20 protein-coding genes are annotated in these 25,058 nt (G+C 40.9%); 3 read left to right on the top strand and 17 right to left on the bottom strand.

Features of this window, described 5'->3' with window-relative positions; translation table 11 throughout:
- Nucleotides 1-2: 2 nt before the first annotated feature.
- From ACTH6U_RS12870 to ACTH6U_RS12840, 7 genes are all read right to left on the bottom strand, one after another.
- Nucleotides 3-1,778, bottom strand: a complete 1,776-nt coding sequence (locus ACTH6U_RS12870) for an OmpA family protein (RefSeq protein WP_441832351.1) — start codon at nt 1,776-1,778, stop codon at nt 3-5.
- Nucleotides 1,778-2,440 (bottom strand): type VI secretion system protein TssL, short form, encoded by a 663-nt coding sequence (gene tssL, locus ACTH6U_RS12865; RefSeq protein WP_441832350.1) that lies wholly within the window; start codon nt 2,438-2,440, stop codon nt 1,778-1,780. The genes ACTH6U_RS12870 and tssL overlap by 1 nt, the downstream gene beginning before the upstream one ends.
- On the bottom strand, nt 2,437-3,774 hold the full coding sequence (gene tssK, locus ACTH6U_RS12860; protein WP_441832349.1) for a type VI secretion system baseplate subunit TssK: 1,338 nt from the start codon (nt 3,772-3,774) through the stop codon (nt 2,437-2,439). The genes tssL and tssK overlap by 4 nt, the downstream gene beginning before the upstream one ends.
- A gap of 12 nt (nt 3,775-3,786) precedes the next feature.
- A complete protein-coding gene (tssC, locus tag ACTH6U_RS12855) occupies nt 3,787-5,334 on the bottom strand; it encodes a type VI secretion system contractile sheath large subunit (RefSeq protein ID WP_441832348.1) in 1,548 nt (515 codons plus the stop codon).
- Nucleotides 5,335-5,355: 21 nt separating this feature from the next.
- Complete coding sequence (gene tssB / locus ACTH6U_RS12850; protein ID WP_441832347.1) at nt 5,356-5,853, bottom strand: type VI secretion system contractile sheath small subunit; 498 nt, start codon at nt 5,851-5,853, stop codon at nt 5,356-5,358.
- A 666-nt stretch (nt 5,854-6,519) separates the two neighbouring features.
- On the bottom strand, nt 6,520-7,371 hold the full coding sequence (locus ACTH6U_RS12845; protein ID WP_441832346.1) for an SMP-30/gluconolactonase/LRE family protein: 852 nt from the start codon (nt 7,369-7,371) through the stop codon (nt 6,520-6,522).
- The gene (locus ACTH6U_RS12840) at nt 7,371-8,234 is read right to left on the bottom strand and encodes an SDR family NAD(P)-dependent oxidoreductase (RefSeq protein ID WP_441832345.1); all 864 of its coding nucleotides are present in this window, start codon (nt 8,232-8,234) and stop codon (nt 7,371-7,373) included. Before ACTH6U_RS12840 ends, ACTH6U_RS12845 begins: the two co-directional genes overlap by 1 nt.
- A gap of 128 nt (nt 8,235-8,362) precedes the next feature.
- Here ACTH6U_RS12840 and ACTH6U_RS12835 point away from each other — a divergent pair, with 128 nt between their 5' ends.
- A complete protein-coding gene (locus tag ACTH6U_RS12835; RefSeq protein ID WP_441832344.1) occupies nt 8,363-9,262 on the top strand; it encodes a LysR family transcriptional regulator in 900 nt (299 codons plus the stop codon).
- Between the two features lie 132 nt (nt 9,263-9,394).
- Here ACTH6U_RS12835 and ACTH6U_RS12830 read toward each other — a convergent pair whose 3' ends face one another.
- The 4 genes from ACTH6U_RS12830 to ACTH6U_RS12815 form a co-directional block, all read right to left on the bottom strand.
- Entirely contained in the window at nt 9,395-10,252 is an 858-nt protein-coding gene (locus tag ACTH6U_RS12830) for a phosphatidylinositol-specific phospholipase C domain-containing protein (RefSeq protein ID WP_294350975.1), read from the bottom strand.
- A gap of 80 nt (nt 10,253-10,332) precedes the next feature.
- Complete coding sequence (locus tag ACTH6U_RS12825; RefSeq protein WP_441832343.1) at nt 10,333-11,685, bottom strand: MFS transporter; 1,353 nt, start codon at nt 11,683-11,685, stop codon at nt 10,333-10,335.
- Nucleotides 11,686-12,243: 558 nt separating this feature from the next.
- Nucleotides 12,244-13,035 carry an inositol monophosphatase family protein gene (locus tag ACTH6U_RS12820; RefSeq protein WP_294109879.1) on the bottom strand — a complete coding sequence of 264 codons (792 nt, stop codon included), beginning with the start codon at nt 13,033-13,035 and terminating at the stop codon, nt 12,244-12,246.
- A 228-nt stretch (nt 13,036-13,263) separates the two neighbouring features.
- Complete coding sequence (locus tag ACTH6U_RS12815; RefSeq protein ID WP_441832342.1) at nt 13,264-14,034, bottom strand: AraC family transcriptional regulator; 771 nt, start codon at nt 14,032-14,034, stop codon at nt 13,264-13,266.
- Nucleotides 14,035-14,078: 44 nt separating this feature from the next.
- On the opposite strand from ACTH6U_RS12815, the gene ACTH6U_RS12810 reads away from it, so the two are divergent.
- Nucleotides 14,079-14,471 (top strand): nuclear transport factor 2 family protein, encoded by a 393-nt coding sequence (locus ACTH6U_RS12810; protein WP_441832341.1) that lies wholly within the window; start codon nt 14,079-14,081, stop codon nt 14,469-14,471.
- Nucleotides 14,472-14,605: 134 nt separating this feature from the next.
- Here ACTH6U_RS12810 and ACTH6U_RS12805 read toward each other — a convergent pair whose 3' ends face one another.
- From ACTH6U_RS12805 to ACTH6U_RS12795, 3 genes are read right to left on the bottom strand one after another with little or no spacing between them, the layout of a single operon-like run.
- Nucleotides 14,606-15,946, bottom strand: a complete 1,341-nt coding sequence (locus tag ACTH6U_RS12805; RefSeq protein WP_441832340.1) for a cytochrome c — start codon at nt 15,944-15,946, stop codon at nt 14,606-14,608.
- A gap of 12 nt (nt 15,947-15,958) precedes the next feature.
- Entirely contained in the window at nt 15,959-16,525 is a 567-nt protein-coding gene (locus tag ACTH6U_RS12800) for a (2Fe-2S)-binding protein (protein WP_294109887.1), read from the bottom strand.
- A complete protein-coding gene (locus ACTH6U_RS12795; protein WP_336431001.1) occupies nt 16,522-19,440 on the bottom strand; it encodes a xanthine dehydrogenase family protein molybdopterin-binding subunit in 2,919 nt (972 codons plus the stop codon). The genes ACTH6U_RS12800 and ACTH6U_RS12795 overlap by 4 nt, the downstream gene beginning before the upstream one ends.
- A gap of 433 nt (nt 19,441-19,873) precedes the next feature.
- Here ACTH6U_RS12795 and ACTH6U_RS12790 point away from each other — a divergent pair, with 433 nt between their 5' ends.
- Entirely contained in the window at nt 19,874-20,434 is a 561-nt protein-coding gene (locus ACTH6U_RS12790; protein WP_441832339.1) for a DedA family protein, read from the top strand.
- A 44-nt stretch (nt 20,435-20,478) separates the two neighbouring features.
- On the opposite strand, the gene ACTH6U_RS12785 is transcribed toward ACTH6U_RS12790, so the two are convergent.
- Genes ACTH6U_RS12785 through ACTH6U_RS12775 form a run of 3 tightly spaced genes read right to left on the bottom strand, consistent with a single transcriptional unit; the run spans nt 20,479 to nt 25,054 of the window.
- Entirely contained in the window at nt 20,479-21,714 is a 1,236-nt protein-coding gene (locus ACTH6U_RS12785; protein WP_441832338.1) for a cytochrome c, read from the bottom strand.
- Nucleotides 21,711-22,262 carry a (2Fe-2S)-binding protein gene (locus tag ACTH6U_RS12780; RefSeq protein WP_441832337.1) on the bottom strand — a complete coding sequence of 184 codons (552 nt, stop codon included), beginning with the start codon at nt 22,260-22,262 and terminating at the stop codon, nt 21,711-21,713. The genes ACTH6U_RS12785 and ACTH6U_RS12780 overlap by 4 nt, the downstream gene beginning before the upstream one ends.
- Nucleotides 22,259-25,054, bottom strand: a complete 2,796-nt coding sequence (locus ACTH6U_RS12775; RefSeq protein ID WP_441832336.1) for a xanthine dehydrogenase family protein molybdopterin-binding subunit — start codon at nt 25,052-25,054, stop codon at nt 22,259-22,261. The genes ACTH6U_RS12780 and ACTH6U_RS12775 overlap by 4 nt, the downstream gene beginning before the upstream one ends.
- Between the last annotated feature and the right edge of the window lie 4 nt (nt 25,055-25,058).

Raw genomic sequence — 25,058 nt, 5'->3', positions numbered from 1 at the left:
AATTACTTCTCCTTAACAGTGGAATGTGTGCCATCTTCCGTCGATGGCACGGTTTGTGTGTTTGATGCCTGACATGCATCTGCTTGTGGCATCAAACGAATTTCGACTCGTCGGTTGCTTGCGCGTCCTTTTTGTGTGTCGTTATCAGCAATAGGGTGGTTGTGCCCATAACCTTGTACGGCAAAACAGGTCGGGTTGATGTCGCTAGTCTCTATCATCCAATCACGCACTGATTCGGCCCGTTTTAGGGATAATTTTTGATTTAGCTCTGCACTGCCGGTGTTATCGGTATAGCCTGAAACCACAATGAGCCACCCTGGTTTTGCTCGGATATTAATTAATGCATCGACTAATACTTTGGTTGCACTTGTTTTAAGCGTGTATTGGCCGACATCAAATAAAGCTAAGCTATCAAGAGAGACCATTTCAGGGGCTGCTTGAACAATTGTTGGTGCTGAAGGTTCAGGAAGTGTAGGGGGTGACCAACTGGCAAGTACCATATGCAAATACGGCAGTAAGTGTTCCCCTTGATATAGCGCTAGCGAATATGCAGTAGGAATCCCTTCACGCTCCCAACGAGCAAGTTGGGCCGCATCGTTTTGTAGTTGCTGATATGCGGTTAGTTTTGGCGTAAGTGGTAGCTCAGGTAGTTGCTGAAAACGGGTTGCATCTTCCCCAGTATGGCGAATAAGCTGGCGGTTATGTTGATAACTTCCACTGAGAGCGCCAACCAGAAATATCCCACAAATTAGGCCAATAATACCGACTAAGCGCTCGCTTCGGCTTAGGCTTGTATCGTGATGTAATCGGCGGAGCATGACATCGGGTAACGGAAGCAAATCAACAGATTGAGTCGAATCGATAAGCGGTAACGTTGTTTTTTCTTGAATAAACTGTTGCCAGATATTATTGGGTTGGCTATCTACCGCAATCCATTGTACTGCCCATGCAGATGGGGTCAGTATCGGGGTACCTGTTTGTGCAGCCGTGAGCTGGGGGGTGAAAATTTGATGCAACCAGTCGAGTAAAAGATCAAACCATAGTGCAGTTTGCAGCTGTTGTTCGGCGTTGCTGCCATGGGAAGACAACCATAAGGAAAGTGGTTCAGCAACAACACCTTCTCGCTCAACTTGAAATTCACGTTGATGGCTTAATAATGTTAGCCAAGGACCCGCTTCATTATCCGTAATTAGTTCGGTACTTTGTTTATTCGGTGTAGATAGTTTATTTAGTACAGATAGTTTATTCGGCGCAGATAGATATATTGTTATCCAAAGTGGTAAGTTTTTCCCTGCTTTTTGACGGCTCTCGCCCATTGCTCGACGCCAATTAAGCATGGTTTGTGTTAAAACTTCTTGCTGGGTGATTTGCTCTGGCAAAACAGCAAATAAAACAGATAGCTGTTCTAGCAGGGAAGGGGTATGTTCAGCTAAGGTTTCAACTAAGCGAATAAGCTCAGCTGGCGTTGCAACGTGAATATACCAACCCTGCGCCGTTTCACGATGGTTTATACCATCAGGAAATAGTGCTTGAGACTGCCCACAGACTAGCACTACCGCCCCTCGATAATCATCAGAAGGCAGCGCCTCAATGGTATATTTTTCAGTCGTGAGAGATTGTTGTTTATAGCGCCAGAGCAATCCTCCACACGTGAGAATTAGCACCAGAACTGTGATAAATATCGAGACAGTTTGTCCTAGCGACCAAAATCCCCACAATAGCCAAAGAAACAATCCGGTTGCAAAAAGTGTTATCAAGGGTTTTATTGGATTTTGCATTACTGTCCTTGCGTCATCCATTGTTGCAATAAATGCTCTAATGAAGCAGAGAATCCCCACCAGAGAGCCGCTAAAAATAGCACTCCGCCAACCCAGCCGAGCCAATATAGACGACGGCGACTGAAGCGCAGTTTAGGTTTTACAACAAGGGGTAACTCTGATGAAAGCGCATAGTCCGGCAGTTGTGTATTGAGCTGAGCGACAATACGTTCGCGTTCAGGATCATTAGCTTGGCGAAATTTACCGACAAATCCTAGTGTGAGAACACGATGAAAACACAGCAGGACATCTCTATTTGGCGCAGTTTCAGTTAATAGACCACGTAAGCGATCCCACAGTTTGTCACCTGCTTCTAATGTGTTGAAATAGCGTGCTTGAAGTGGTGATTGGATCCACGTTTGATAACCGTCATCGGATGTTGCTCGATTCATCACGCTTTCGTCAATTAAGGCACATTGAGCATATTGCATGTGGTCAATAGCGGACTCATTGTAGCCTTGTTCAACTAAGCGCTGGCGGGTTTCGTCAATGAGCTGACAGACTCTGCGATAAAAGGCTTCACCATTGGAAATAGCGGTGCCTTGATGCAGTTGGCAGACCATGAGCCAAGTATCGGCAAAAATCATATCAACTGTTTGTTGGCTAGAGGATGTATTGTTCATGAGCGAAGCACCGCAAAGAGTTCAAGTTGAATCTCCCCTAATGTGCCCGGTACATAAAATGCACAGTGCCCTGAATCTAGCATGGACTTGCCTGCTGGGTTATCCATATCAAGGGCAAAGTATTGATTCTCCAAGCGTAGTGGGAGTGCTGTCGGGACATGAGTCAGAGCCCGCAGCGGAATACCATTGAGAGCAACATTCACCACGTCAGCGACATCATCTGCACTTCCTGCTTTACAAAGTAGTGGGAATTGCGTTGCTAACAGATGCGTCGGCAGTGAAGAACGAACTGATAAATAAAAATCGGCATCTTCACGCAAGCGGCCGTCATGAAGTTCGCCTTTCCAAAAAGGCCCTTCTTTAAGCAAGTCGATCGTGACGATACGTGATGGTAGGCTGGCTTCCAGTAGCGAGTTCAGTAAGGTAAACAACGGCGGAAAAACCCGCTCGGGTTTATCATGCTGATAAGCTGGAATATCTTCCATTTGATGATTAAGTGAGAAAGTCAACAAACTTCCCGCAAGGCGTGCGAGTTCTCGATATAAAAGCTCAGGATGACGACTCAGTGCAGACATGAGTTCATTTAATACAGGTTCTGCACTGTTGATCGCATTAAGCAGCCAAAACAATGATACATCTGCAACGGCAAAGTCAGCCATTTTTTCATTACTTTCACGGCGCAAAGTCATTAAGCGACGGCGTTTGGCCACCAATCGATGCATAAACTCCGTTAATAATGTGATTAATGCTGAATTGCTATGACAAGACAATAAGGGCGGAATAAACGAGGGGTCGAACATCCACGCGCCATGTGTATTACGGATGAGCCTAGCCACAGGGCAAGTGATGTAAGCGCTGTTTTCATCTTGAGCAAAACGAAGGCTTACGGTATGGCGTAATACGGCAATGTCGGTCTGTTCATGACCGACAAGGTCTTGTACTTTGACCCACTCTTGGCAGAAACGGCGAGGTCTGTCTGTACTTTCTTCAGGGATTAAGTTCCCTCCGTTAGCTAACAGTAACGGAAGTGCCAGAACGACCTCCAGTATTTGGTGCTCTGAGTATTGGCTTAACTCTACGACTGGAGGAAGGTTATCAGCAAGAGTGGAATCAATCAGTGTTCCATCTGGAAAACGGACGACCATTTTTTGGGCACTGAGCCTTGAAATAGTCAGGGCGCTTTCATCAAATTCGGTACTGATAACCCCCCAAGGAGAAGCCATTGCCATATCTGCGATAACATCGGCAACGTGGCTATCCCAACGGGCTTGTTGCTGGAACTGTTGTGGGGCCAAAAAGGCCCCGTCAGTCCACAGTGGACGATAGATCTTCATCCCTGAATATCCTTATGCTTTAGCTTTCGGCATTTGTGAAACTAAGGATAAATCAACATCCATACCTTCAACTTGGAAATGCGGTACGGCATACAGCTTCACGCGGAAAAAGCCTGGATTATCTTCGATATCTTCAACGACAACTTTTGCATCACGCAGTGGATGAGAAGCTTGTAAATCATCGCCTGGATCGGTCATTTCTGTTACTAAGCCACGAACCCAATTATTTAATTCTAGCTCAAGTAGACGTCTATCTTTGGTTGTACCAATATTCTCACGTTGAATTAGTTTCAAGTAGTGAGCGATGCGCGATAGCAAGAAAATGTAAGGAAGACGTGAGTTAATACGGCTATTTGCCGTTGCATCTGCCGTGTCGTACAGGGCAGGTTTCTGAGCTGAGTTAGCGGAGAAAAAGCATGAGTAATCACGATTTTTATAGTAAGACAGTGGAATGAAACCAAGGTTTGCGAATTCAAACTCACGTGTTTCAGGGATCATCACTTCAGATGGGATCTTGACCTGACTACCTGTACCTAAGTCAAACAGATGGATAGGCAAATCTTTTACTGCTCCGCCTGCCTGTGGTCCACGAATTTGGACGCACCAACCATTATTGATAAAACTTTTTACCATATTTGCAGCAAAAGCAAAGGTCGCATTGGTCCACAGGTATTTTTCGTGGTCAGGGCCTTTCACTTCTTCGATATAATTAAAACTGCGAACAGGAACGGTATCAGGGCCATAAGGTAGGCGACCTAATACGCGAGGCATGGTTAAACCAATGTAGCGTGCATCATCGGAATCTCTGAAGGCTTTCCATTTGATGTACTCTGCGCGATCAAAATAGTTGCCAATGTCTTTAATGGCAGCAACTTCTTCCATGGTATCTTTACCGAAGAATTTTGGTCCCACAGAACCAATAAATGGCATGTGTGCAGAAGCCGATACTTTCGCAATATTTCTAAGTAAAGCAATATCTTGAGGGCTACGGTCAAACTCATAGTTTGAAATCATTGAGGCAATTGGTTCACCACCTGGGGTGTCATATTCCGCAATATAAGTGTGGTGATAGAGGCCACTTTGAATAATTTCAGGGCTATCTTCAAAATCTTGGCGCAAATCATCTTTTGCAATATCAAGCAGTTCAATTTTGACATTTTGACGAAAATCAGTTCGGTCAACTAAGAATCGCAGGCCACGCCAAGTAGATTCTACTTTTTGGAAGTCTGCATGGTGCATAACTTCGTCGAGTTGCTGACTAATTTGTTTATCTAATTCAGCAATATGATGGTCAAGTAGGTTTCTATCTAAACGTTCAACTTTTTGTCCAGATGATTTTAGACGGTCAAGAAACACTTGAACTGCAACAGTTACACGTTCATCTGTAGTTGCATCAGCTAATGCTGCATTATCTTGAAAAGCATTGATATCGCTGATTTCAGCGACAGGTGTTAGATTAATTTTTTCGAATAAAGATGCGTAAACGCCTTGATTGATTGTGTCATCAAGAACTGTTGTTGTCGTACTATTTGTATTTTCACTATTAACAGACATCAGCATAATCCTGTGTTGTATCCAATATTAGTCTTTTTTGGGAGCAAGCTGAGCTAACTCTTCACGTAATTCATCGCTAAGCGCCGGATCTTTGAGGATGTTTTCAAGTTCACGGCGAAATGTAACGTTATCAAGTAAATTTGACTTAAGGTCACGCAGCAGATTACGCATAGAGAGCATGGCGCGCAGTTGAGGAATTTGGCGAGCAACTTGCTCAGGTTCAAAGTCCTTCATCTCTTTGAAAGATAAGGCAACACTTTCTTCAGTGCCATCGGCGGCAAGTGTATTTTTAACCGTGAGATTAATTGATGGGGTAAATTCAGCTAATACGCTGTCAAAATTGTTTTTGTTAATGTTGATTTTTTCACGCTCGGAAAGCGCTCGATTATCTTGTCCATTACTGTAGTCACCGACAGATAATAATTTGAGTGGTAATTCCACTTTTTTTTGTGCACCACCTGTGTGCAAATCTAATTTGATATTAACGCGTGCTTTTGGCACTTCGTTTTGAAAGCTATCTGACATGTTAGGGGTCCTTTGGCTATTCATAAATATTCATAGATATTGAATCGTTGTATTGGTAAATAGTTATTATAAAATTGGTGATATTTAACTTAGAGATCTATTTTACTTATATAACTATGGCGGGAATAAATCAACTTATCTTATCAATGAGAAAAACTTACTAAAAATAGGGTTTTAGAGTTTAATGTATTTAAAATTAATAAATAATGAGTAATTTGAATATATTTGGTTGGTTATTTAGTTTTGTTTTAGATAAAAATTCTGTTAAGGGAATTTGATTTGTTAGTTTTTTACTTGAAAAAAATATAATACATAAGTTTTTCTACTCATATTTGTTGTAGGTGTGACAAGAATTGTAACAATATTTATGTTATAAAAATGATGAAAAAAATAGAAAAGTATGCCTTTAAAAGAATAAATATTCTTAAATGGATAATTATTTCATATATAAATGCAGTGTGAATGGGGGAGTATTAAATTTTATTACAATAAAGATAGTGTTATATAACGGAAAATATGAATAAGTATTCGAAATTATTTGTTTGTGTGTGTATTGGAGAGGTTGTAGAAGGAATTGAATAATAAAAAATAATATCTATCTATATAAAAAATAAATTCTGATGCTAAGTAATAATAATTATCAATATATTAATAAGATAGCCTTTATTAGCTCTTGATTGGAAATTCGCTTAAATCAATACTCAATAATGCTCCTGACAAAGGAAACTGTTGTAGCATTTGTGGTGTGAGTCCTAAGCGTGCAGATGTGATGTATAAATATTGTTCATTTTCATCAAAACAACAGCTTGTTGGGCGCGGGATCGGTAATTTTATTAATTGGCAGTGTTTTCCATCTGGAGATATGCGAGCAATGGCACTACCATCAAAGAGTACGCTTAATAGGTAGTCATCAGAGCCAATCGTTAATCCATCCGGTTTACCTTGAATGGGGTGAAAATGGCTAAAAATGCGTTTATGACTAATTTCTCCGCTAGACAGAATGTAGTCATAAGCATAAATTACCCTTTTTATTGAATCGGTTACAAACAGGGTTTTGTTATCTAAACTCCAAGCTATTCCATTAATTAATGTGAAATTTTTATCAGCTATTCTCCATCTGCCGTCTGTTTCTATGCAGTAAAGAAAACCCGAATCTTGATTTAGATTTTCATGAATTATTCCGCACCACAATCGGCCCTTTGCATCTTTTTTACCATCATTTAAACGAAAAGACATTTGTTTATGGGGTGCTGTTGTAATTTGTTGTATTGGTGAATGTTCATGCCAACGCGCAAGGTTACAGCCGATACCTAAAAGTAGCTCGCCTGTCGGTTCCTCAGCTATAAAGCTTAGTGGAGCAGGCATAGGGTGATGGATTGTTGTCTTATTTTTAGGATCATAACAATGCAAACATGCCGTTAAGGTATCGACCCAAACAAGTGATTGGCGGGTTGAACTCCAAATTGGCGACTCTCCAAGAATATCCTGCGTATTAGATGCAATTATTATTGGGTTCATTAGCGAGGTTCTCGATTTAAAATGGCAATTTTTTGCCAGTTATCTGAAACCTCTTGTACGCTAGATGCTTGTACAGCACGAATATCTCTAGGGTATTTAACATTATCTGCTTCCTTTGCTTTAGTAGCATGAAATTGGCCATTAGCGGCTCTTAAAATCCAGCCCGTTGCAGTACAAGCTGAAGAGGCAAGAAATGCCACGCCAAAGGCGACATCTGCGGGATGTAGTTCATCAGGTTCATCTGTCACTCCCCACATACGGGTTTTGGCAACAGGGGAAACGGTGTTGATTAAAATTCCACTCATTTCACCTTCTAAAGCGAGTGTATTGACTATCCCCACAACCGCCATTTTTGCTGCGGCGTAGGATGTTAAACCTAGTTGGGCATATTCAGGAAATAATGCGCGACATGAAGTTGTCATGATAATGCGACCATAATTTGCTGCTTGCATGAATGGCCAAGTGGCTTGGGCTAGCCAAAGAGGTGCTTTTGTCGTGATAGATAACATTCGGTCAAATTCATCTTCACTTAATTCCATAATAGGTTGATAAGCTACCCAGCCTGCATTGTGAATGACGGCATCTATACGACCACATTCATTGAATATGGAAGTAATGAGTTGGTGGCAACCTTGCCTCGAACTGAGAGAGCCAGAAATAGCATGTATATCTAATCCTTTTGCCTGTAATGATTGCGCAGCTTGTTCTGCGATATTGATATCTTCACCTTGGCCATTGGTGTCAGCACCAATGTCTTGAATATAGACTTTTGCGCCTAATTGCCCAATGCATTCGGCATAGGATAATCCTAGTCCGCGAGCCGCTCCAGTTATCAACACGACTTGATCTGTAAAATTTATCATTGGATATCCTTTTGTTTAATATCATAAAGGGAATCATGCCATCTAATTGTTAATATAAATAATATTTATTTTATTTTGTTTTGATATATTTAATATATCAACTGTGTTTTTAAGTAGGTGGAAAGGTAATGAATTATAATAGTAACAATGTAAGTCTGAGAGTCATGGAACAGTTTGTTGCAGTTGCAGAGGAACTGCATTTTCACCGTGCAGCACAAAAATTAAATATGTCGCAGCCTCCATTAACCAGTGCTATTCGTAAATTAGAAGAAGATATTAATGTGATTCTGATTGAACGTGATAGTCGGATAATAGGGTTAACCGCGGCGGGAAAACATTTTTTAGACCAAGCTCGTATAGTATTAAAGCAAGCTAAGCTGGCGGTAACAACAACACAAGATATTGCCAATGGACGTACAGGATTCATACGCTTGGGGTATGTGGGAAGTGCACTTTATGGCAGGTTACCTGATGTTATTCATCAATTCAGATTACTGCATCCCAATATTCATTTGGAATTACGTGAGGCGACAACAGCGGCACAAATTACCGCATTAAGAAATGAAGAGTTAGATATTGGTATTGTTATTCCACCACTAATGAATACAGATGATATCCAACAACAATCATTTGATTTTGATAGGCTGTGTATAGCATTACCAAAGGCACATCCGTTAAATGAATATTCAACTCTTGAGTTGAGCCAACTTGCTGATTTACCTTTTGTATTTTGGCCTATTGATGAGGGGCGCAGCTTTTATATGCAAGTTTTTCAGCTCTGTACCCAAGCCGGTTTTATTCCTAAAGTGGTACAAGAAGCACATAACATGCATGCAGTCCTTTCATTGGTCGCGGTGGGGGTCGGTATTTCAATTGTGCCACAAAGTATGAGTCGTTTTTGTGAAGAAAAAATAAGTTATCGTAAAATAAACGGCTCTGCGGCTGAGTTTGAATTAATTATAGGATTTTGTCAGCTATCACCATCGGGGCAAGCTTTTGTACGTGTGGCTGAAAATGGTATTAACTAAATATGGTGGCTATTAAAAATAAGCTCTCCCTAAGAGTCATTATCAAATTCTTTTAGGGAGAGAGAAAATAGTACTATTTTCAATATTTGATGTATCAATTGGGTTGTGGTATTAAATATTTTTGGTGAAAAATTAAGCTATATACACATTGTTAAACACATTAACTTTAATCGTATTAATAGCTAATTCATCATCAATAAAATCATAAATAAGAACACCTTTTCCTGAACTTCTTTCCATTTTTTTGAGTTTATTGGCAATAATTGGATTGATAATTTCAGCATAAGCAATTGGATCTGCTAAGTTACCATTTGTCGCACTAATATGATTGAGTATTAACTTATTATCGTAATTTAGTAATGGGTTTAGTAATGTTTTAATATCTTTAAGTTTTTCATCTATATCAGGGCCGTTCCAATTATCTTGCAGCACAATATTTTCATTTTCATGCCAATTATATGCCCAGTTTTGGTTATTTAGTGAGGAAACTTTTAAAGAGGTAGGAGCACATTCGATCACGATAATTTTACCTCTTACTTCGCCAATAGTTGGCCAATCATAGCTAGGCATATTTTTATCAGGATTTAATTTTGGGGTATAAATATCGTCGAGATAGCCAGTAATAAATGTTTGGATGGCGAGTTTATATTGTTCAAAATCATCTTTTTTTTCATTCGCATTTTGTAGGCGAACAATAATAAATTCCGAGGGAAATTGAATTAAAAATTGACGTAATTGGTCAAAAATCGTCTTTGCTTCAATATCACTAATCCATTTTCGATGTGCTGCAACTAAGTTACGTGTTATTCGTAAATCAAAGAAACGAACGCCAATATTGAGTTGCTCATCAAGTGATAAATATTGTGTTTTGTAGTGAGGGCTGTCACACAACGCTGTCATTGCATCGTGACTACCAGGAATACTAAGCTCAGTGATTGAGGTGCTATTGCTAATATATTTTAGCCAACAAGATAATTTATTATTCACCATAAGATACGCTCTAAATCTAATTTTTATAATGAATTCCCCAAAAGTAATACTTTTAGGGAATTGATGATGTATCAAGTTGATTATATTTCTTTTTTCATTTTAATTAACTTCCAAGATAATAGTGCGGCAATCATAGTTAGTATTGATAATCCTATGAATACACTACCAATAATATCAGTTGGTGTTAATATTTCTCGAATAATTTTACCTTGTTCATTTAGTTGTGGGCTATAAATGATTTTACCTAGAATTAGCGGTGCTAAAAGCGCGGGAAGGTAGCCAATAGTGATAGCGAGTGACATTGCCGCAGAGGCATTTTTTTTGTCGATATTTGACTCGCCAATAGGTGCGTAATAAACACCGCGGATCATAAAGCAACATGCAGATGCACATAGCATCAGTATCATGATTGTATTACGGACTGTCGGTGTGACGACATCTTCAGGAACTTGTCCTGGCAGGAAGTCAGAAACAGCAGTTGGGTTCATATAGAACAGAATACTTATTGTTAATAACAAGATAGCAAGCAAAAAGGACATAAAACGCATGAAATGAGCAGTTGATTTAAATGCTAAGGTGACTAATAGTGTTGATAGCAATGGAAGCATGCGTAATGCGATAACTACAGAGGCGAACATGGCGGCAACGGTTGCTGAAGTACCGTAACCGGCTTGAAGGAATCGACCAAAGTAGGTGCCAGCCGCCACGAATGTGCCATAGATACAAAAAACGTTTAAGCCAGTGATCCAGACAACGGGAAGTTTAATCACTTTAAAAATACCAGATACCGCTTCTTTTACAGAAGCCGCGCTTTCTGAGTCATCACCTACTTTGGCATCTTTAGAAACAGCAAGAAAAATTAAGATTGCTGTAGCCAATACAATAATGGAAGCTGTTACCATCATCGTTCGGCTATCCGCTTCGTAATAAACCATCGCGGCCCATACTAAACTCAATAAAAATGCAAGTAAGCCTCGACCAAACTCAAACATACCAAATGCAACACCTTGGTGTTCTTTAGTTGTCGAAAGACTGACGGCTTTAAAGTTTGCAGGTTTAAATAATACTTCACTTAACAGTAACATGAAGAAGAAGCACAGCAATAAGGTACCCATACTTAGACCTGGCGAGTTTAGTGCAATAAATAAAGAAATAAATCCGACGCCTAAGGTAGTAAAAAACATAATGTTACGTACTTTAAAACGGTCTCCTATCCATCCTAATCCGACAGTACCAAGTAGAATCACTAGGCCTTGCATTGAATATAATTGTCCCGCTTGTGCATCGGAGATCCCCATTGCAACAGGAAACCCGAGGGGAAGTGAATTTCTGAGATCCCAAAATGCATATAATAGTTGTGCATTGGCAGTAATAAATAAGAGTTGAATTACAGTATGGGTTGAGAACCCAAATTTACGCATTAAATTAGTCATATTCTATCTTCCGTTATAATTATATAGATAATACGTGGTTATAAGTCAGAGCTTTTTGGTGATTAAAATTAAAGTATTTTAAAAATTATTTATGGTTAGGTTATTCAATTATGCTGTTAGTTTTTAAATGTCATAAGCTCATCTTGAAAGCAAAAAGAGTTACTATTAATTTATTTTAGAGGTCAAAATTTCTCACTCTCACATTGAACTATACATTCTAAAAATACACATTGTAAAAAATATATTCCGTGAGCGTTTTCACATATTGTTAACATTGATGATTACAAGGAAAAATTACAACGTGAATTTTCAATAATTTATTATATATCATTGAATTATGATTTTTTTATCGATTTTATTGGTGGGTTTTCTATCGTAGTAATACTACTTACACGGGTTTTATTGATGGTGTATATCAATTAGATATAGAAAATAAATTCTTATTAATAAGAGTGAGCTCTAGCTCTCAAAATTAGAAATGAGTGCTAAGAAAACTTAGTTTGTGATGCTTAAAAGGGGAGTTAATCTACCGCCTAATAGCGGTAGATTAGGTTGGGGTTATTTCATAAGAAAAGAGGCTAATGTATCGTAAATCTCGCTGCTTGAAGTAAGTACATAGTTTCCATTTAGCAGAAAATTAGGATCACTTTTAAAGTTGTTGGTGACACCACCTGCTTCTTGGATCAGTAGTAGCCCGGCAAGGCAATCCCACGAATTTAAATGTGGCTCGTAATAACCGATTAATTTTCCCGCAGCCACGTAGGCTAGCATTAAGGCGGCAGAGCCATTGCGAACAAACATTCCACCCGCATGTAATAAATTATCTAAAAATGGGATAATTTTATCTGGAGAAAGTCGGGTTGAAATGCCAACACCGAGCAATCCTTCATTGAGTGAATTCACTTGATTCACAAAAATTTTGTCTTCATTGAGATAAGCACCATGGCCTCGAAGGGCATGAAACAATTCATCATGAATGGGATCGTAGATAACGGCAATTTGAGTATTTTGTTGCTCATCTATCAATGCGATAGATATGCACCAAGAAGGTAGCCCAAAAATAAATGCGCTTGTACCATCTATTGGGTCAATAACCCATGTTGATTTAGACTGACCTACGGTGAGTCCTGATTCTTCACCAAAAATTGTATCTTGAGGGTAATAGTGATTAATTTGTTTACGGATAAACTCTTCTGTTGTTTTATCTGCAATAGTAACAAGGTCTTGTCCATCTCCTTTTTTCTTTTCGATGTTAAGCTTTTTTCTATTATGATAGAAATCAACAGCTAACTTTCCTGCTTCTTTCGCAATAGCTTTACTTAAACGGTATCGTTCTGCCAATTGGTCCATTTTTAAAACCTCAATTTATGAAATTAATATTTCAAAAAATACACTAATTGATTAGTCTATTCTGTGATCAGTTCCATGGCATAGTGTTTTAATGTTAATTTTTTATTACGTAATTGGGTTGCCGTTTTAAATTTTTTTGGAACGTTTGGTTTTATTTATCAATTATCCCACCGCATACAAACTGCTAAATTATTTATCCAAAAAATGAACAATTAAGCTATTAAAATATTAATCCTCTTTGAATTGACCTGGTGTCTTTCCAAAGCGTTGCCGAAATACTTCAATATAAGCGCTGACGTTACTATAACCGCTGAGTGATGCAACTTCACTGATTGGTAATCCTGCAAGTACCCACTGAAGAGATGCGACTACTTTGGCTTGTTGTCGCCACTGACTAAAACTAAGGCCTGTTTGTTGGCTAAACAAGCGACTAAGATTACGGACGCTAATTCCCCATTGGTTGGCTAATTGGCTTTGATCGAGTATACATGCGGGATTTCTCAGTAATTCATTGGCTACATTGCGTGCTCGGCGATCTAAGGGAAGTGTTAATTGAAGTGGTAATTCAGCACATTGAGAAATTTCATAACCTAACAGTTTTAAAAGACTGTTTTGGTAATCTTTTGAAGATACATGATTATTTCGCAACACTCGCTCTAACATAGCTAAAATAAAAGAATTTCCGCCATAAATACCGGCTTGAGAAGGATATTGAATACAGTCGGATGGCTTAATGTAAAGGCTATTACCTTTGACTTTCCGAGGAACCCATGCCCTGTGATCCAAGCCAGCAGGAAACCAACCTATCGATCCTGGTGTCACTGTCCATTGTGCACATTCGGTTTCAATGACAAAAATGCCCTGACTGAGCCAATATAGTTGGCCTAGCTCATGTTTATGCCAAGGGGTTGAATGCTGACTTTCATACTCAAATGCTTTTGTTTGCATCATAATGGCTGATTGACCGTATATATTGTCTTGATACGGATAATATACCATCTAGGCTTTCATTTATAATTTATGTTTTAAGAACGGAGAAATAAATGAAAAGTTTAAATCAGATAGTTATTGATGCATTAAACATTATTGTCAGTAGTCCTGAGCATGACGAAAATAAAATCTCTCAATATTTTTCGCCTGATTACCAACAAGTAGTTGATGGTAACTCATTGAACTATGATGGTTTTTTAATGCATATGGCTGTACTTAAATCACAAACAAAGCGTATGAATGTGGAAATTAAGTCAATTGTTGCTGAAAATAATACCGTTTTTACGCACCACTGTGTGGCTGTTGAGAAATGTGGAGGTGAACAGAGTGAGTTTGAAGTATTTGCTTGTTTCACTTTATCATTAGGGCGAATTATTCGCTGTGAGGAATTAACTCGGATGATTAGTGGAGAGGTTGGAGATAGAGATTTTGGGAGTAGACGATAATTTATTCCAATCTATGATTATTTAAAAGTTCCCTAATGCTTATCCGCTTATTCACTCAATTATTGGGCGATTTGTTCAACGTTGAGCTAGCTAAAACAACGCCTCTTTAATTATCTTAAAGAGGCGCTATATTTTTATTGTGATGCTTTTTTTAGTTTATCAACTTGATCTGCGGTGACAGGAGTCGCTTGTCCTCCCCATTGAGCACGTGCCCATGTGATTAAATCTGCTATTTCTTGTGAGTTTAAATCATCGGCAAAACTTGGCATAGCATACATACGTTGGCCATTTGGAAACGTTGTTGTCGGAATACCCGTTAACACTACGTTAATAAAGGTTTCAGGGTTATCTATTGCTAATATTGCATTGCCTTTTAGCGCAGGGATGCCGTTAGGTACACCTTCACCTGTAATGCCATGACAACCTGCACAAGTTGACATATACATCATCCGACCTGTTTCCATAGTATTTTCAATTGTACTAGTAGGTTCGATTGTACTCGTTGATTGTTGAGTTTGCGCTTCTGGCAGCGGCTGCGGTGCCGGTTTTGCACCAAGTAATTGGCCATCTTCTCCAGTTAACAAATAGATAGCCACAGCATTGACATCTTCAGTGGCCATTTGGCTGGTGGAAAAGTGGGTTACTGTATTCATGTCCGCAAATGAAGAGCCTTGCGGCGAAATGCCTGTTTGTAAAAACTGACTGAGCGAGGCGGTATCATAGCCATGGTTTAAAAGTGCTTGTGCGGTAATATTTGGAATAGCTAAGCCCGCTTCTTCTCCCCCTTGTAGTGAGCGTGAAAAATCTACACCCATCATAAAGTTACGTGGGGAATGGCATGCACCACAATGGGCAAGGCCTTCAACAATATAAGCACCACGGTTCCACTGTGCAGAACGTTGTGGGTTATCCGGCGCTTTATGGTCAGGGAAATTAAGTAAGGTCCAAAAATTCATAAATGGGCGAACAGGAAGCACAAAAACACCGGTGTTTTCTTTATTCGCAATAGGCATGGCAGGTAAGGTCATGACGTAGGCATACAAAGCATCTAAGTCTTCTGATGTTGTCATTTGAGTGAAAACAAAAGGCATTGCAGGGTAGAGGTTGCCTCTCTCTTTACCTATCCCATCCTTAAGCGCGCGATGAAAATCTGCACGAGTATAATTACCGATCCCAAATTGTTTATCGGGGGTAATATTGGTTGAGTAAATAACACCGAATGGGGTACCAATGGCGCGCCCCCCTGCTGCTAGTGGTCCCTCGGGTAAGGAATGGCAACCAAAACAGTCCCCTGCAATAGCAAGCTCTTTACCGCGAGGGATCAGTTTTGCAATTTCTTCCGACGTTAACGGTTTATCTAAGTTCGGTCCAATGCTAGAGGTACGAAAAACACCAAACAAAACCGAGAACATAAATAAAATGCCGAGTATTATGACGGCGTAAATGATTTTACGTGTTAAACGATTTCTCACCATTTTCTGTTCCCCTTAGTCAATCACGCAGCCGGGCGTAGCGAGTGCGACTTTTCGTACCGCTTCATAGTAGCGAACGTAACCAGTACAACGACAAATATGCTCATTTAGGGCTTCTTCTATCGCATGTTCTAGATTTTCGCGTTTTACAGGGGTGTGTTTGAGTTGGTTAAGAAAGACCGTTGCACCAGTAACAAAACCGGGGGCACAGTAACCACATTGGAAAGAAAAATTCTCGATGAAAGCCTGCTGAATAGGTGTAAGTTCTGCCACTTTCCCCTGATCATCAAGTTTGGCTTGTCCTTCGATAGTGACAATATTTTTATTATTGAAATAGTGAGCACCAAAAATGCAGGTACGACTTTCAACAGTGGTGCCGTCCGCTTGTACTTCCATCACTGTGCAGGCGTGACAAATACCTTGCCCACAACCAAAGTGAGTTCCCGTCAAGTCAAGATATTCATGTAAAAATTCAATCATCGGCATGCCAACAGGAACATCAATAGGGCCGATTTTTTTGCCATTGATTGTTAAGCTTAATGGCATTTTTTCAATAATAGGAACGGCATTTTTAATCTTCATGATAGTGCCTTTTGGATTTTTTCTACTGTAATTGGGAATTCATAAAAACGCTTACCGGTTGCATGGGTTAATGCATTACTGGTGGCGGGCAATATTGGGATCATCCCAAGTTCAGCCATACCTTTTGGTGGTGAGGTTTCTGAAAGTGGTGGTAAGTAATCAATGGTTTGCTGCCAGACAGCGACATCTTTTGCGCGTGGAACAACATAACGATTAAAATTCCATGTGCCATCACCGGGGCCGTTTTCATATAACGGTAGCTCTTCAAGTAGCGCGTGGCCAATACCCATCGCAGTTCCCCCTTGAATTTGTCCAGAAACTAATTCAGGCACAATCATAGTACCGGGGTCCATAATCATATGATGTCGCATAACGTCGACTTCACCGGTAAGTGTATTCACGTTGAGCTCGACCAAACAAGACGCAGGGGTCACAGTTGTTGGGTCTGCTTTAGCGCGCTGTGTTGGCGGGTAATAAGCAATTTCACGCTTAATGAAATGATATCCACCCGTTGTCATGAGTTTTTTCAACTCTTGAGGCGCGCCATCACCATATCGAACAGATAACGCATCCAGCGGAAGATTACGTAAACCGAGTGTTGGAATGTCAAAGTCTGCTCGTGCCCATTGCCAGCTTGAATAGCCATGCACGGCAACACCCGTGATGAGACCTAATTGATGCGCTCTTTTGGCTAATATATTGAAGGGAATTGGCTTCATACCACCACCTCCGATACCATCAGGTCCTACGCGGATATCCGAAAACTCAACATTTAAACCATTAAATGACCCGCCACCTAAGCCTTCACTCCAGATACTTTTTGCGGCTGGCCATAGCGAGTTTTCAAGTAAAAAGCGACCAGCTTGGCGCGTACCGAAACCGATATAATAAACGCCACTTGATGAGCTCATGTCAGGGATGAGTGCTGGTGTCCAATAAGGATCATTTTTTGCTAATTCATCTTGTTTTTTCTGATTGGCCCAACTGGTTTTTAATGGCAGTTGGTCAAATTCAGTAACCCCAAATTCAACAACATCTGGCGCCTTACTCAGTGCTTGCCAAACCATTACTTGCTGCGCAGTTGTACCACCGGTACCGATTTCTTGCATACAGTGGCGCATAGTGAGTTGCCCTTGCGCATCGAATTCAAGGGAAAGGATGGTTGGTACACCACTGGAACCGTAAACTTGTTGGACTTGAGCAAAACCAACACCATAGAGTTTGCCAGGATTTGCAGCATCATATTCAGCTTTCTTTTTATCTCGATTAAGCCAAAGAGGATGTTTTTCTACTAAATTTAGCATTTCTACATTGCGAGGGTCACCAGCAATAACACCGCCTTGTGTATTCGGATAACCTTCTAAAATCGCATTTCGACGGCGTAGCTCGATAGGGTCGATATTGAGGTTATGCGCGATTTCATCCACCATCAATTCTGTAATTGCCATTGATTGCAATGAACCAAATCCGCGCATTGAGCCTGCTTCTACGGCGGGTGTCGCCATGGCTAATGCAGTCAAATCAGATTTAGGGAAGTAATATATGGATTGTGCGCCACGTACTGCAACGTGCGAAACCGCAACGGAAAGGTTTTCACGACCACCACCATTACAATTGTAAGTTCCTCTTAATATATCAAACTTACCTGTCTTTCGATCGCCGATGATGGTTACATCCATTTCAATTGAGTGACGTTTCATACCCATTTGAAATTGTTCATAACGATCGTTTGCCATACGAACGGGCAGACCGTCAGCGTAGAAACTTGCCACCATTGCATAGAATGGAAACACCGAATAATCTTTGGAGCCATAACCGACGGTTGAACCGGTTAATAAGATAATATTTTCAACTGGAAAGTGCTTATTGCGTTTTGAAAGTTCGGCCGCTGCATTAACAACCCCAGCAGGCGACTGCGTTGCTGTCAAAATATGCAATGTTTTGGTTTTGGCATCATACCAAGTATTACTGTTATCAGGTTCCATCGCGCAGGGGTCGATAGATTGTGAAAAACCATGACGCTCTAATACAAATTTATCTGGATTTTGGCGTGCCGCTTCAATTTCTTGATTAATTTGTCGTGCGTAATCCATTCCCTTCTCTTGGGCATCTGGCTTATCTTCGGCTTGGTGTAGTGCTTGAATAAAGCCACCGCCACGGTCTTTGCGGATGACGGGGGGAACGGTAATGGCATGTTTAGGGTCATAAGGCGGCCAAACGGGTGTATTGCCATCGAATCCGCCTTTGATACCCGAGTCTTGATAGGGTGAAAATATAGAAGGCGAGAGTGGTGTTTCTCCTCCGATACGCACATAACGTGCTGCGCCATAATTGGCGAGTGGCTTGATGCCCGTGACCGCGCCGTATTTCACCACATCGGTATTAAAACGTAACATGCGTTGAGCTGCACTATAACGATCAAAGTCATGATAAATAAGGATGGCGACAGGATGGCCAATGATCGGTGATGTATCACCTTTGGGGACTAAAATATTATAGCCATAAAAGCCTTTTCCCATACTGGTATCTTGGGGAATATTCAGTCCATCGCGAATGAGATCTTCTTGTAGAACAATACGATCGGGCTGTAAGTTTGGCCCTAACATTGAAATATCAATTCCTTCAAAGCTTCTATCTGCTTGTGTGGCTTTTAACATAAAAGCGTAGCTTTGTTTTTGAGGCCAGCCTGGAATATCTTTTGCTCGGTAATCTCGAGCAAAGTTTTTTTGTCCTGTAACTTTTTCGATACCATCCCAGCGGAAACGTGCTTTACCATCTTGACCTATCCATCCCGTCGATGGTGCATCTGAATCTACTTCCAAGGCGATTGCGAAGGGGAGTCGGCCAACCATGACCGCAATACCTGCGATTGTGCCTAGTTTGATGAGATTTCGTCTAGAAATTTGTCCCGACATTTTGTACTCCCAGAATTTATTATTTTTGGACTTATATTTGTAATAGATAGCGATAGAAAATGAAGCTTTTATGGTTTTAATTGAAAGTATATTTCAACTAAATTGAATGCTCTTATTCGAATTGCTCAGATGACCGTGTTTATCTATTTTTATAGATGAAAATATACCACAGATAATATGTGTATATTGTTAATGATAAAGTCATTTATGCAAGATAGTGAATAATTTTAAATAAACCTTCTTTAATTGAATAAAGGTAATCGAAAAAACTAATTGAGTTGAAATATTATTATGCTAATAAGTGAAAGAATAGACGGAATGATTGTTATTTATCATGTATAAATAAATTTATGGGTGAATTTAACTGACATTTAGTCGAAAAATGATGATTAAAATAATGGCTAAAAATAAATTTGATAGGAAATATGACTGAATGACTGATGAGCTAACACGTTGGATAACAGATTATGGTTATTGGGCCGTCTTCTTCGGCACAATGATTGAGGGTGAGACGGCGGCATTTTTATCTGGGATAGCGGCGCATAATCAATTGTTATCGTATTCATGGACGATGCTTTTTGCCGCGCTCGGCGGTATTGTGAGCGACAATGTGCTTTTTCTCGTTGGCCGATTTTCAGGAAGTCGTATTTTACCCCGCTTTAAGCGTCATCAAAATAAAATTGCCCGAGTGCAGCAACTTATTCGCCAACGGGAAAATGTGATTATTATCGGTATTCGTTTTGCTTATGGTATGAGAACTATCGGCCCAATTATTATTGGCGCAAGCAAAGTGAATCCGTTGAAATTTTTAGTGCTAAATATTTTTGGTGGTGCGATATGGGGCTGCGGTATTGTCTCAATTGGCTATTTTGTTAGCTCTATAGTGCTCAGACTGCCTATTCATTCATATTTTCTATGGGCGATGATAGCGATTATTTTTATTTTGTTATTGCTCTTTTGGTTTAAGAAAAAATATCGTTCATCAAAAAAATAAGGCTTATGAGTAAACCAATAAGCCTTATTCGCTTTTAACAATACTTACTGCCGATGTGTTTTAATTTTTTCAGGAGTCACATCCGCAGGCTGTCCTCCCCATTCAACACGTAAGAAATTAACTAACTCTGCAATTTGTTTATCATCAAGTTTTCCTGCAAAGCCCGGCATGCTTTGCATACTTTCATTATTAGGGAATTGCTGTTCAGGTAAACCATCTAAAATAACATTGATCAGGTTAGTACTGTCAGTATCTCGTAACGTTGAATTTCCTTTCATTGCGACAGCCACATGCGGCTTACCACTGCCATCATATGCGTGGCAACCGGAACAGGATTCAAGGTAAACTTGGCGACCTTGTTCACTGCCAGACCCTAATTTAGCAGGTAGTGTTGCAGGTGGCGTATCACCCATCAAATAAGTGGCGATGGCTTTATTGTCATCACTGGTTAAATGTTGCGAACTGAGATAAATCACAGGGTGCATATCGCTATAGGCAGAGCCTTGAGCCGTGATACCCGTCATGAAGAACTGATGTAAATCGTCGGTTGTCCATCCTCTTGCAGCAAGAGCTTCTGGTGTAATATCAGGCGCAGTAAAACGGCCTAATGAGCCACCTTTCATGAACTTATCTAGCTCCATTTCCCCCATGATGCCACGAGGTGTATGGCATTCAGCACAATGCTCTAAGACATTGACTAAATATTTCCCTCTAATCCACTCAGCTGAGCTACCCTGAGAACTATCAGGTAGCGGCTTATCACTGAAAAACAGTAAGTTCCAACCAATCATTGCCATTCGTTGATTAAACGGGAAAGGTAGTGAGTTTTCAGGAGGCGCAATATCAATCGCTTTTCGGCTCATCAGATAGCTATACATGGCATCTGAATCTTCACGCGTGACGCCTTTATAAGAGGTATAAGGCATTGCAGGGTATAAGTGACGACTTGGTGGAGAAATACCTTCTGTTAAAGCACGATGGAAATCTTCTTTTGTCCAACGACCAATACCAAAGTCAGCGGATGGGGTAATATTGCTACTGTAGATTACACCAAATGGCGTATCGACGGGATAGCCTCCTGCCATTGGCGCCCCATTGGCAGCGGTATGACAGGCTGCGCAGTCTCCTGCTAATGTTAAGTAGTGACCACGTTCGATTTCTTGGGCGGAGGCGGTGACTTTTTGCACAGGGCCATCGGGAGTGCGACTTTCAAACCAATAGAGTACCGCCCAAACTACAATAGCTATCGCGATTAGCCATAATAAAATACGTTTGATCATTTTATGGCCTCCTTAATCAAACCCGGCATACTAAGAACAACATCACGAACGGCCTCATAATAGCGAACGTAGCCCGTACAGCGGCAAATGTGGTTGTTCAGCGCCTTTTTAATGGCATCTTCCAGATCTTCTTGAGCAATAGGATTACGTTGTAATTCCTCAACAAATACGGTGGCGGCGTTCACAAAACCGGGGGTGCAATAGCCACATTGAAAACTAAAATGTTCGATAAACGCTTGCTGAACAGGGGATAACTTAACTTCCCCATCCTTTTCTTTGGTTACAGCACCTTCGATGGTACGAATTTTTTTATTGTTAAAGAAATGTGCGCCTGTGATACAGGTGCGGATCTCTTCACTAGTACCTGATGGGTTATCTAAGATAACGACACAAGCGTGGCAAATACCTTGCCCACAGCCCAATCGTGAACCCGTCAAGTCGACATATTCGTGTAAGAAATCGATCATCATTAAGCCTTCAGGAACATCCATTGGCCCATATTGTTGACCGTTAATATTTAAAGTGAGTGGCAGAAAATTTAAGCTCATTGGATTACCTCTAAGATGTCTTCAGGACGCACGGGTAGGTGCAAGAAATGATGTCCAGTTGCGTCAGCAATGGCATTTACGATAGATGAAACCACGGGGATCATCACAACTTCCGCAACGCCTTTCGGCGGGTCGGTTTCGGATAAGCCGGGTAACACTTCGCTGGTCTGTTTCCAAACCGCCACATCACTGGCTAATGGCAGATGGTAACGGTTAAAGTTCCATGTTCCATTGCCGGGGCCATCTTCATAGAGAGGTAAATATTCATGGAGTGCATGGCCAATTCCCATTGCTAGTCCTCCTTGAATTTGTCCTGAAACGAGTTGAGGTACAATTAAGTTGCCGCATTCGACGACACTATGGTGGTCGATGAGCTCAACTTTTCCCGTTGCAGTATCGATAGCTAATTCTGATACGGTTGCCACCGCACTGTAGTAAGTCACCCCTGCATTATTGCGTTGGGTGTCGGGGTAATAGGCTTTCTCTCGCTTCCAGACTTGATATTCTTTGCCTGCAAAACGTAATGAGAGACCATCAATAGGTAAACGGCGTAGCTCATCGTTAATTTGATAATCAGACTCCGCCCATTGCCAGCGGTTAAATACGTGACAAACTGCGCCGGTTAATCCACCCATTTGAAAGGTGCGCTCAATGAGGCGAGAAAGTGGGAGAACTTCAAGTCCATCAGCTGTCAATCCGTTATCGACCCAGCGAGCATCTTCACGACGAACAACTAACGGTGCTGCTTGTCCTCCACCAATACCTTCTTGCCAAATCGACATAGCCGCAGGCCATAGGCCATACTCAAAGACTAAACGTGCCGCTTCTTCTGTACTTTGAGTGAAATAATAAGCGGAGTTACTGGCACTTGCCGGAGAACAATAATTTGGTGTCCAAAGTGGATCTTGCGCTAAACGGTCTTGTTCGTCTTGGGACATGGCAAACGGGTTACCGCTAGAAACCATAGGTAAAACTGACCAGTCAACCACGGAAAAATGCGCTTCTTCTGCTGGTTTTCCTAGCCATTTGGCACATACAACCGACTGAGATGTTGACATCCCAGTGCCGATTTCTGCACCACTATGATAAATGGCAATTTTACCTTCTGGCGTTAATTCTACGCGAGCAAATGAAGATTCCGCACCTGTACCAAAATCCTTTTGAACACAGGAAATGCCTGTGCCAAATAGTTTACCCGGGTGTTTCGCTTCATAGTCTGATTTTCGTGTGGTTTTATCTTTCCATATTGGATGATCTGCGCAGCGAATGAGTACCTCATCAGCACGAATTGCACCGCCAGGGATAGCCCCTTGCGTATTTTTCATCCCTGACTTGATAATGTTTTTTAGTCGAAATTCAATCGGATCGGCTTTCAGTAGTTTAGCCGCTTCTTCCATCAACATATCCGTGGCAGCCATGGCTTGTAATGTGCCATAACCACGAGCAGATCCTGCATCAACGGCTCTGGAAGCAATACCGACCGCAGATAAGTCACTTCTCGGAATGTAATAAATGGCTTGTGCGCCCGTTGCGCCCACCATGACAACCGAGGGGGTAAAGTTACAGCGCCCGCCGCCATCTCCAACAAATGAGGCGCAAAGAGCTTCAATTTTATGGGTTTTCTTATTGACTGCGAGGGTGTAGTCCATATCAAACGCATGACGTTTGATGGTGGACTGAAATTGTTCATAGCGGTCGTTAGCCAATCGGATAGGGACGCCATCACCATATAGGGTCGCCATAGCGCCATAGTAAGGAAATGGCGTATGGTCTTTTGAGCCATAACCGACAGTAAAGCAAGGGTGTAAAAAAATGCGTTTAATTGGAAAATGCGATTTTGCTAACATTTCAGGTAAAGACGCTGAAATTTCTTGTGGTGATTGAGTCGGGACAACAAGATGGAATGATTGAGTTTGTGCATCATACCAGCCATTTGCATTGTCGGGCTCAAGCGCTGCTGTATCAATAGATTGTGAGAAATAATTACGTTTTATGATCAACCAATCTTCAGGCGGGTTTTCAAGCTGTTTAGCGAGTTGATCTGCATGATACATGCCTTCTTCATCGAGTTTTCCTCCTTCTCGACCTTCAGGCCATACGGGTAGATGCTTTTTCATACCAATGGGGGAAATTGGCATATCTTTTAGGCTGGAATATATATCAGGTGAATATGGGTCTTCATCTCCAATACGTACACCGCGATAGCTTCCCCATGGGTCGCGCTGTAATGGGCCAGTTTGTGCTCCATATTGAATGACATCATCACGAAATTTAAGTGTTTCTTTAGCGAAACGAAATTTAGCAAAATCATGATAAATAAGTAATGCTACCGCTTGACCAAGGTAAGCGGGTGTTTTTCCCGCAGGAAGCAGTAAATCATCACCATAAAATTCAGGGAAGGCGACACCGTCTTTTTCGAGGTCTGTGGCTGTGACTACTCTGTCAGGCATCAAACCATCATTTAGTAAACTGAGATCAAAATCAGTATAAATTTTGTCGGCTTGGGTTACGCGAAGTAAGAATGCATGGCCTTGTTGTTTTGGCCAGTGTGGAATGTCGCGAGCTCGAATATCGCGCGCAAATACTTTTTCGCCTTGGACTTTGGCATAACCGTCGATACGAAATTTGATGCGTTTATCGACAGGGTCCCAGTCTGGGGATTGAAGAATTTTCTCTTCAAATAACACATCAAAAGCACGGCTATACAAAGGGGCTAAATAAACAGAGATCCCCGCAATAACAGCACACTTAAGAAAATGCCTGCGAGTAAATTCGACATTGCTTTTGCTCATAATA

Source organism: Providencia sp. (assembly GCF_052096715.1).
GTDB lineage: Bacteria > Pseudomonadota > Gammaproteobacteria > Enterobacterales > Enterobacteriaceae > Providencia.
The sequence above is the reverse complement of the archived record's forward strand: the minus strand, read 5'-3'. Positions and strand labels throughout refer to the sequence as shown.

Bases quoted from the DNA above. Each gene is read 5' to 3' on its own strand.
- ACTH6U_RS12840 (WP_441832345.1), bottom strand. From the start codon at position 8,234: ATGATAAATTTTACAGATCAAGTCGTGTTGATAACTGGAGCGGCTCGC.
- ACTH6U_RS12780 (WP_441832337.1), bottom strand. From the start codon at position 22,262: ATGAGCTTAAATTTTCTGCCACTCACTTTAAATATTAACGGTCAACAA.
- ACTH6U_RS12845 (WP_441832346.1), bottom strand. From the start codon at position 7,371: ATGAACCCAATAATAATTGCATCTAATACGCAGGATATTCTTGGAGAG.
- ACTH6U_RS12795 (WP_336431001.1), bottom strand. From the start codon at position 19,440: ATGTCGGGACAAATTTCTAGACGAAATCTCATCAAACTAGGCACAATC.
- ACTH6U_RS12800 (WP_294109887.1), bottom strand. From the start codon at position 16,525: ATGAAGATTAAAAATGCCGTTCCTATTATTGAAAAAATGCCATTAAGC.
- ACTH6U_RS12830 (WP_294350975.1), bottom strand. From the start codon at position 10,252: ATGGTGAATAATAAATTATCTTGTTGGCTAAAATATATTAGCAATAGC.
- tssC (WP_441832348.1), bottom strand. From the start codon at position 5,334: ATGCTGATGTCTGTTAATAGTGAAAATACAAATAGTACGACAACAACA.
- ACTH6U_RS12790 (WP_441832339.1), top strand. From the start codon at position 19,874: ATGACTGATGAGCTAACACGTTGGATAACAGATTATGGTTATTGGGCC.
- tssL (WP_441832350.1), bottom strand. From the start codon at position 2,440: ATGAACAATACATCCTCTAGCCAACAAACAGTTGATATGATTTTTGCC.
- tssK (WP_441832349.1), bottom strand. From the start codon at position 3,774: ATGAAGATCTATCGTCCACTGTGGACTGACGGGGCCTTTTTGGCCCCA.
- tssB (WP_441832347.1), bottom strand. From the start codon at position 5,853: ATGTCAGATAGCTTTCAAAACGAAGTGCCAAAAGCACGCGTTAATATC.
- ACTH6U_RS12810 (WP_441832341.1), top strand. From the start codon at position 14,079: ATGAAAAGTTTAAATCAGATAGTTATTGATGCATTAAACATTATTGTC.
- ACTH6U_RS12825 (WP_441832343.1), bottom strand. From the start codon at position 11,685: ATGACTAATTTAATGCGTAAATTTGGGTTCTCAACCCATACTGTAATT.
- ACTH6U_RS12820 (WP_294109879.1), bottom strand. From the start codon at position 13,035: ATGGACCAATTGGCAGAACGATACCGTTTAAGTAAAGCTATTGCGAAA.
- ACTH6U_RS12870 (WP_441832351.1), bottom strand. From the start codon at position 1,778: ATGCAAAATCCAATAAAACCCTTGATAACACTTTTTGCAACCGGATTG.
- ACTH6U_RS12815 (WP_441832342.1), bottom strand. From the start codon at position 14,034: ATGGTATATTATCCGTATCAAGACAATATATACGGTCAATCAGCCATT.
- ACTH6U_RS12785 (WP_441832338.1), bottom strand. From the start codon at position 21,714: ATGATCAAACGTATTTTATTATGGCTAATCGCGATAGCTATTGTAGTT.
- ACTH6U_RS12805 (WP_441832340.1), bottom strand. From the start codon at position 15,946: ATGGTGAGAAATCGTTTAACACGTAAAATCATTTACGCCGTCATAATA.
- ACTH6U_RS12775 (WP_441832336.1), bottom strand. From the start codon at position 25,054: ATGAGCAAAAGCAATGTCGAATTTACTCGCAGGCATTTTCTTAAGTGT.
- ACTH6U_RS12835 (WP_441832344.1), top strand. From the start codon at position 8,363: ATGAATTATAATAGTAACAATGTAAGTCTGAGAGTCATGGAACAGTTT.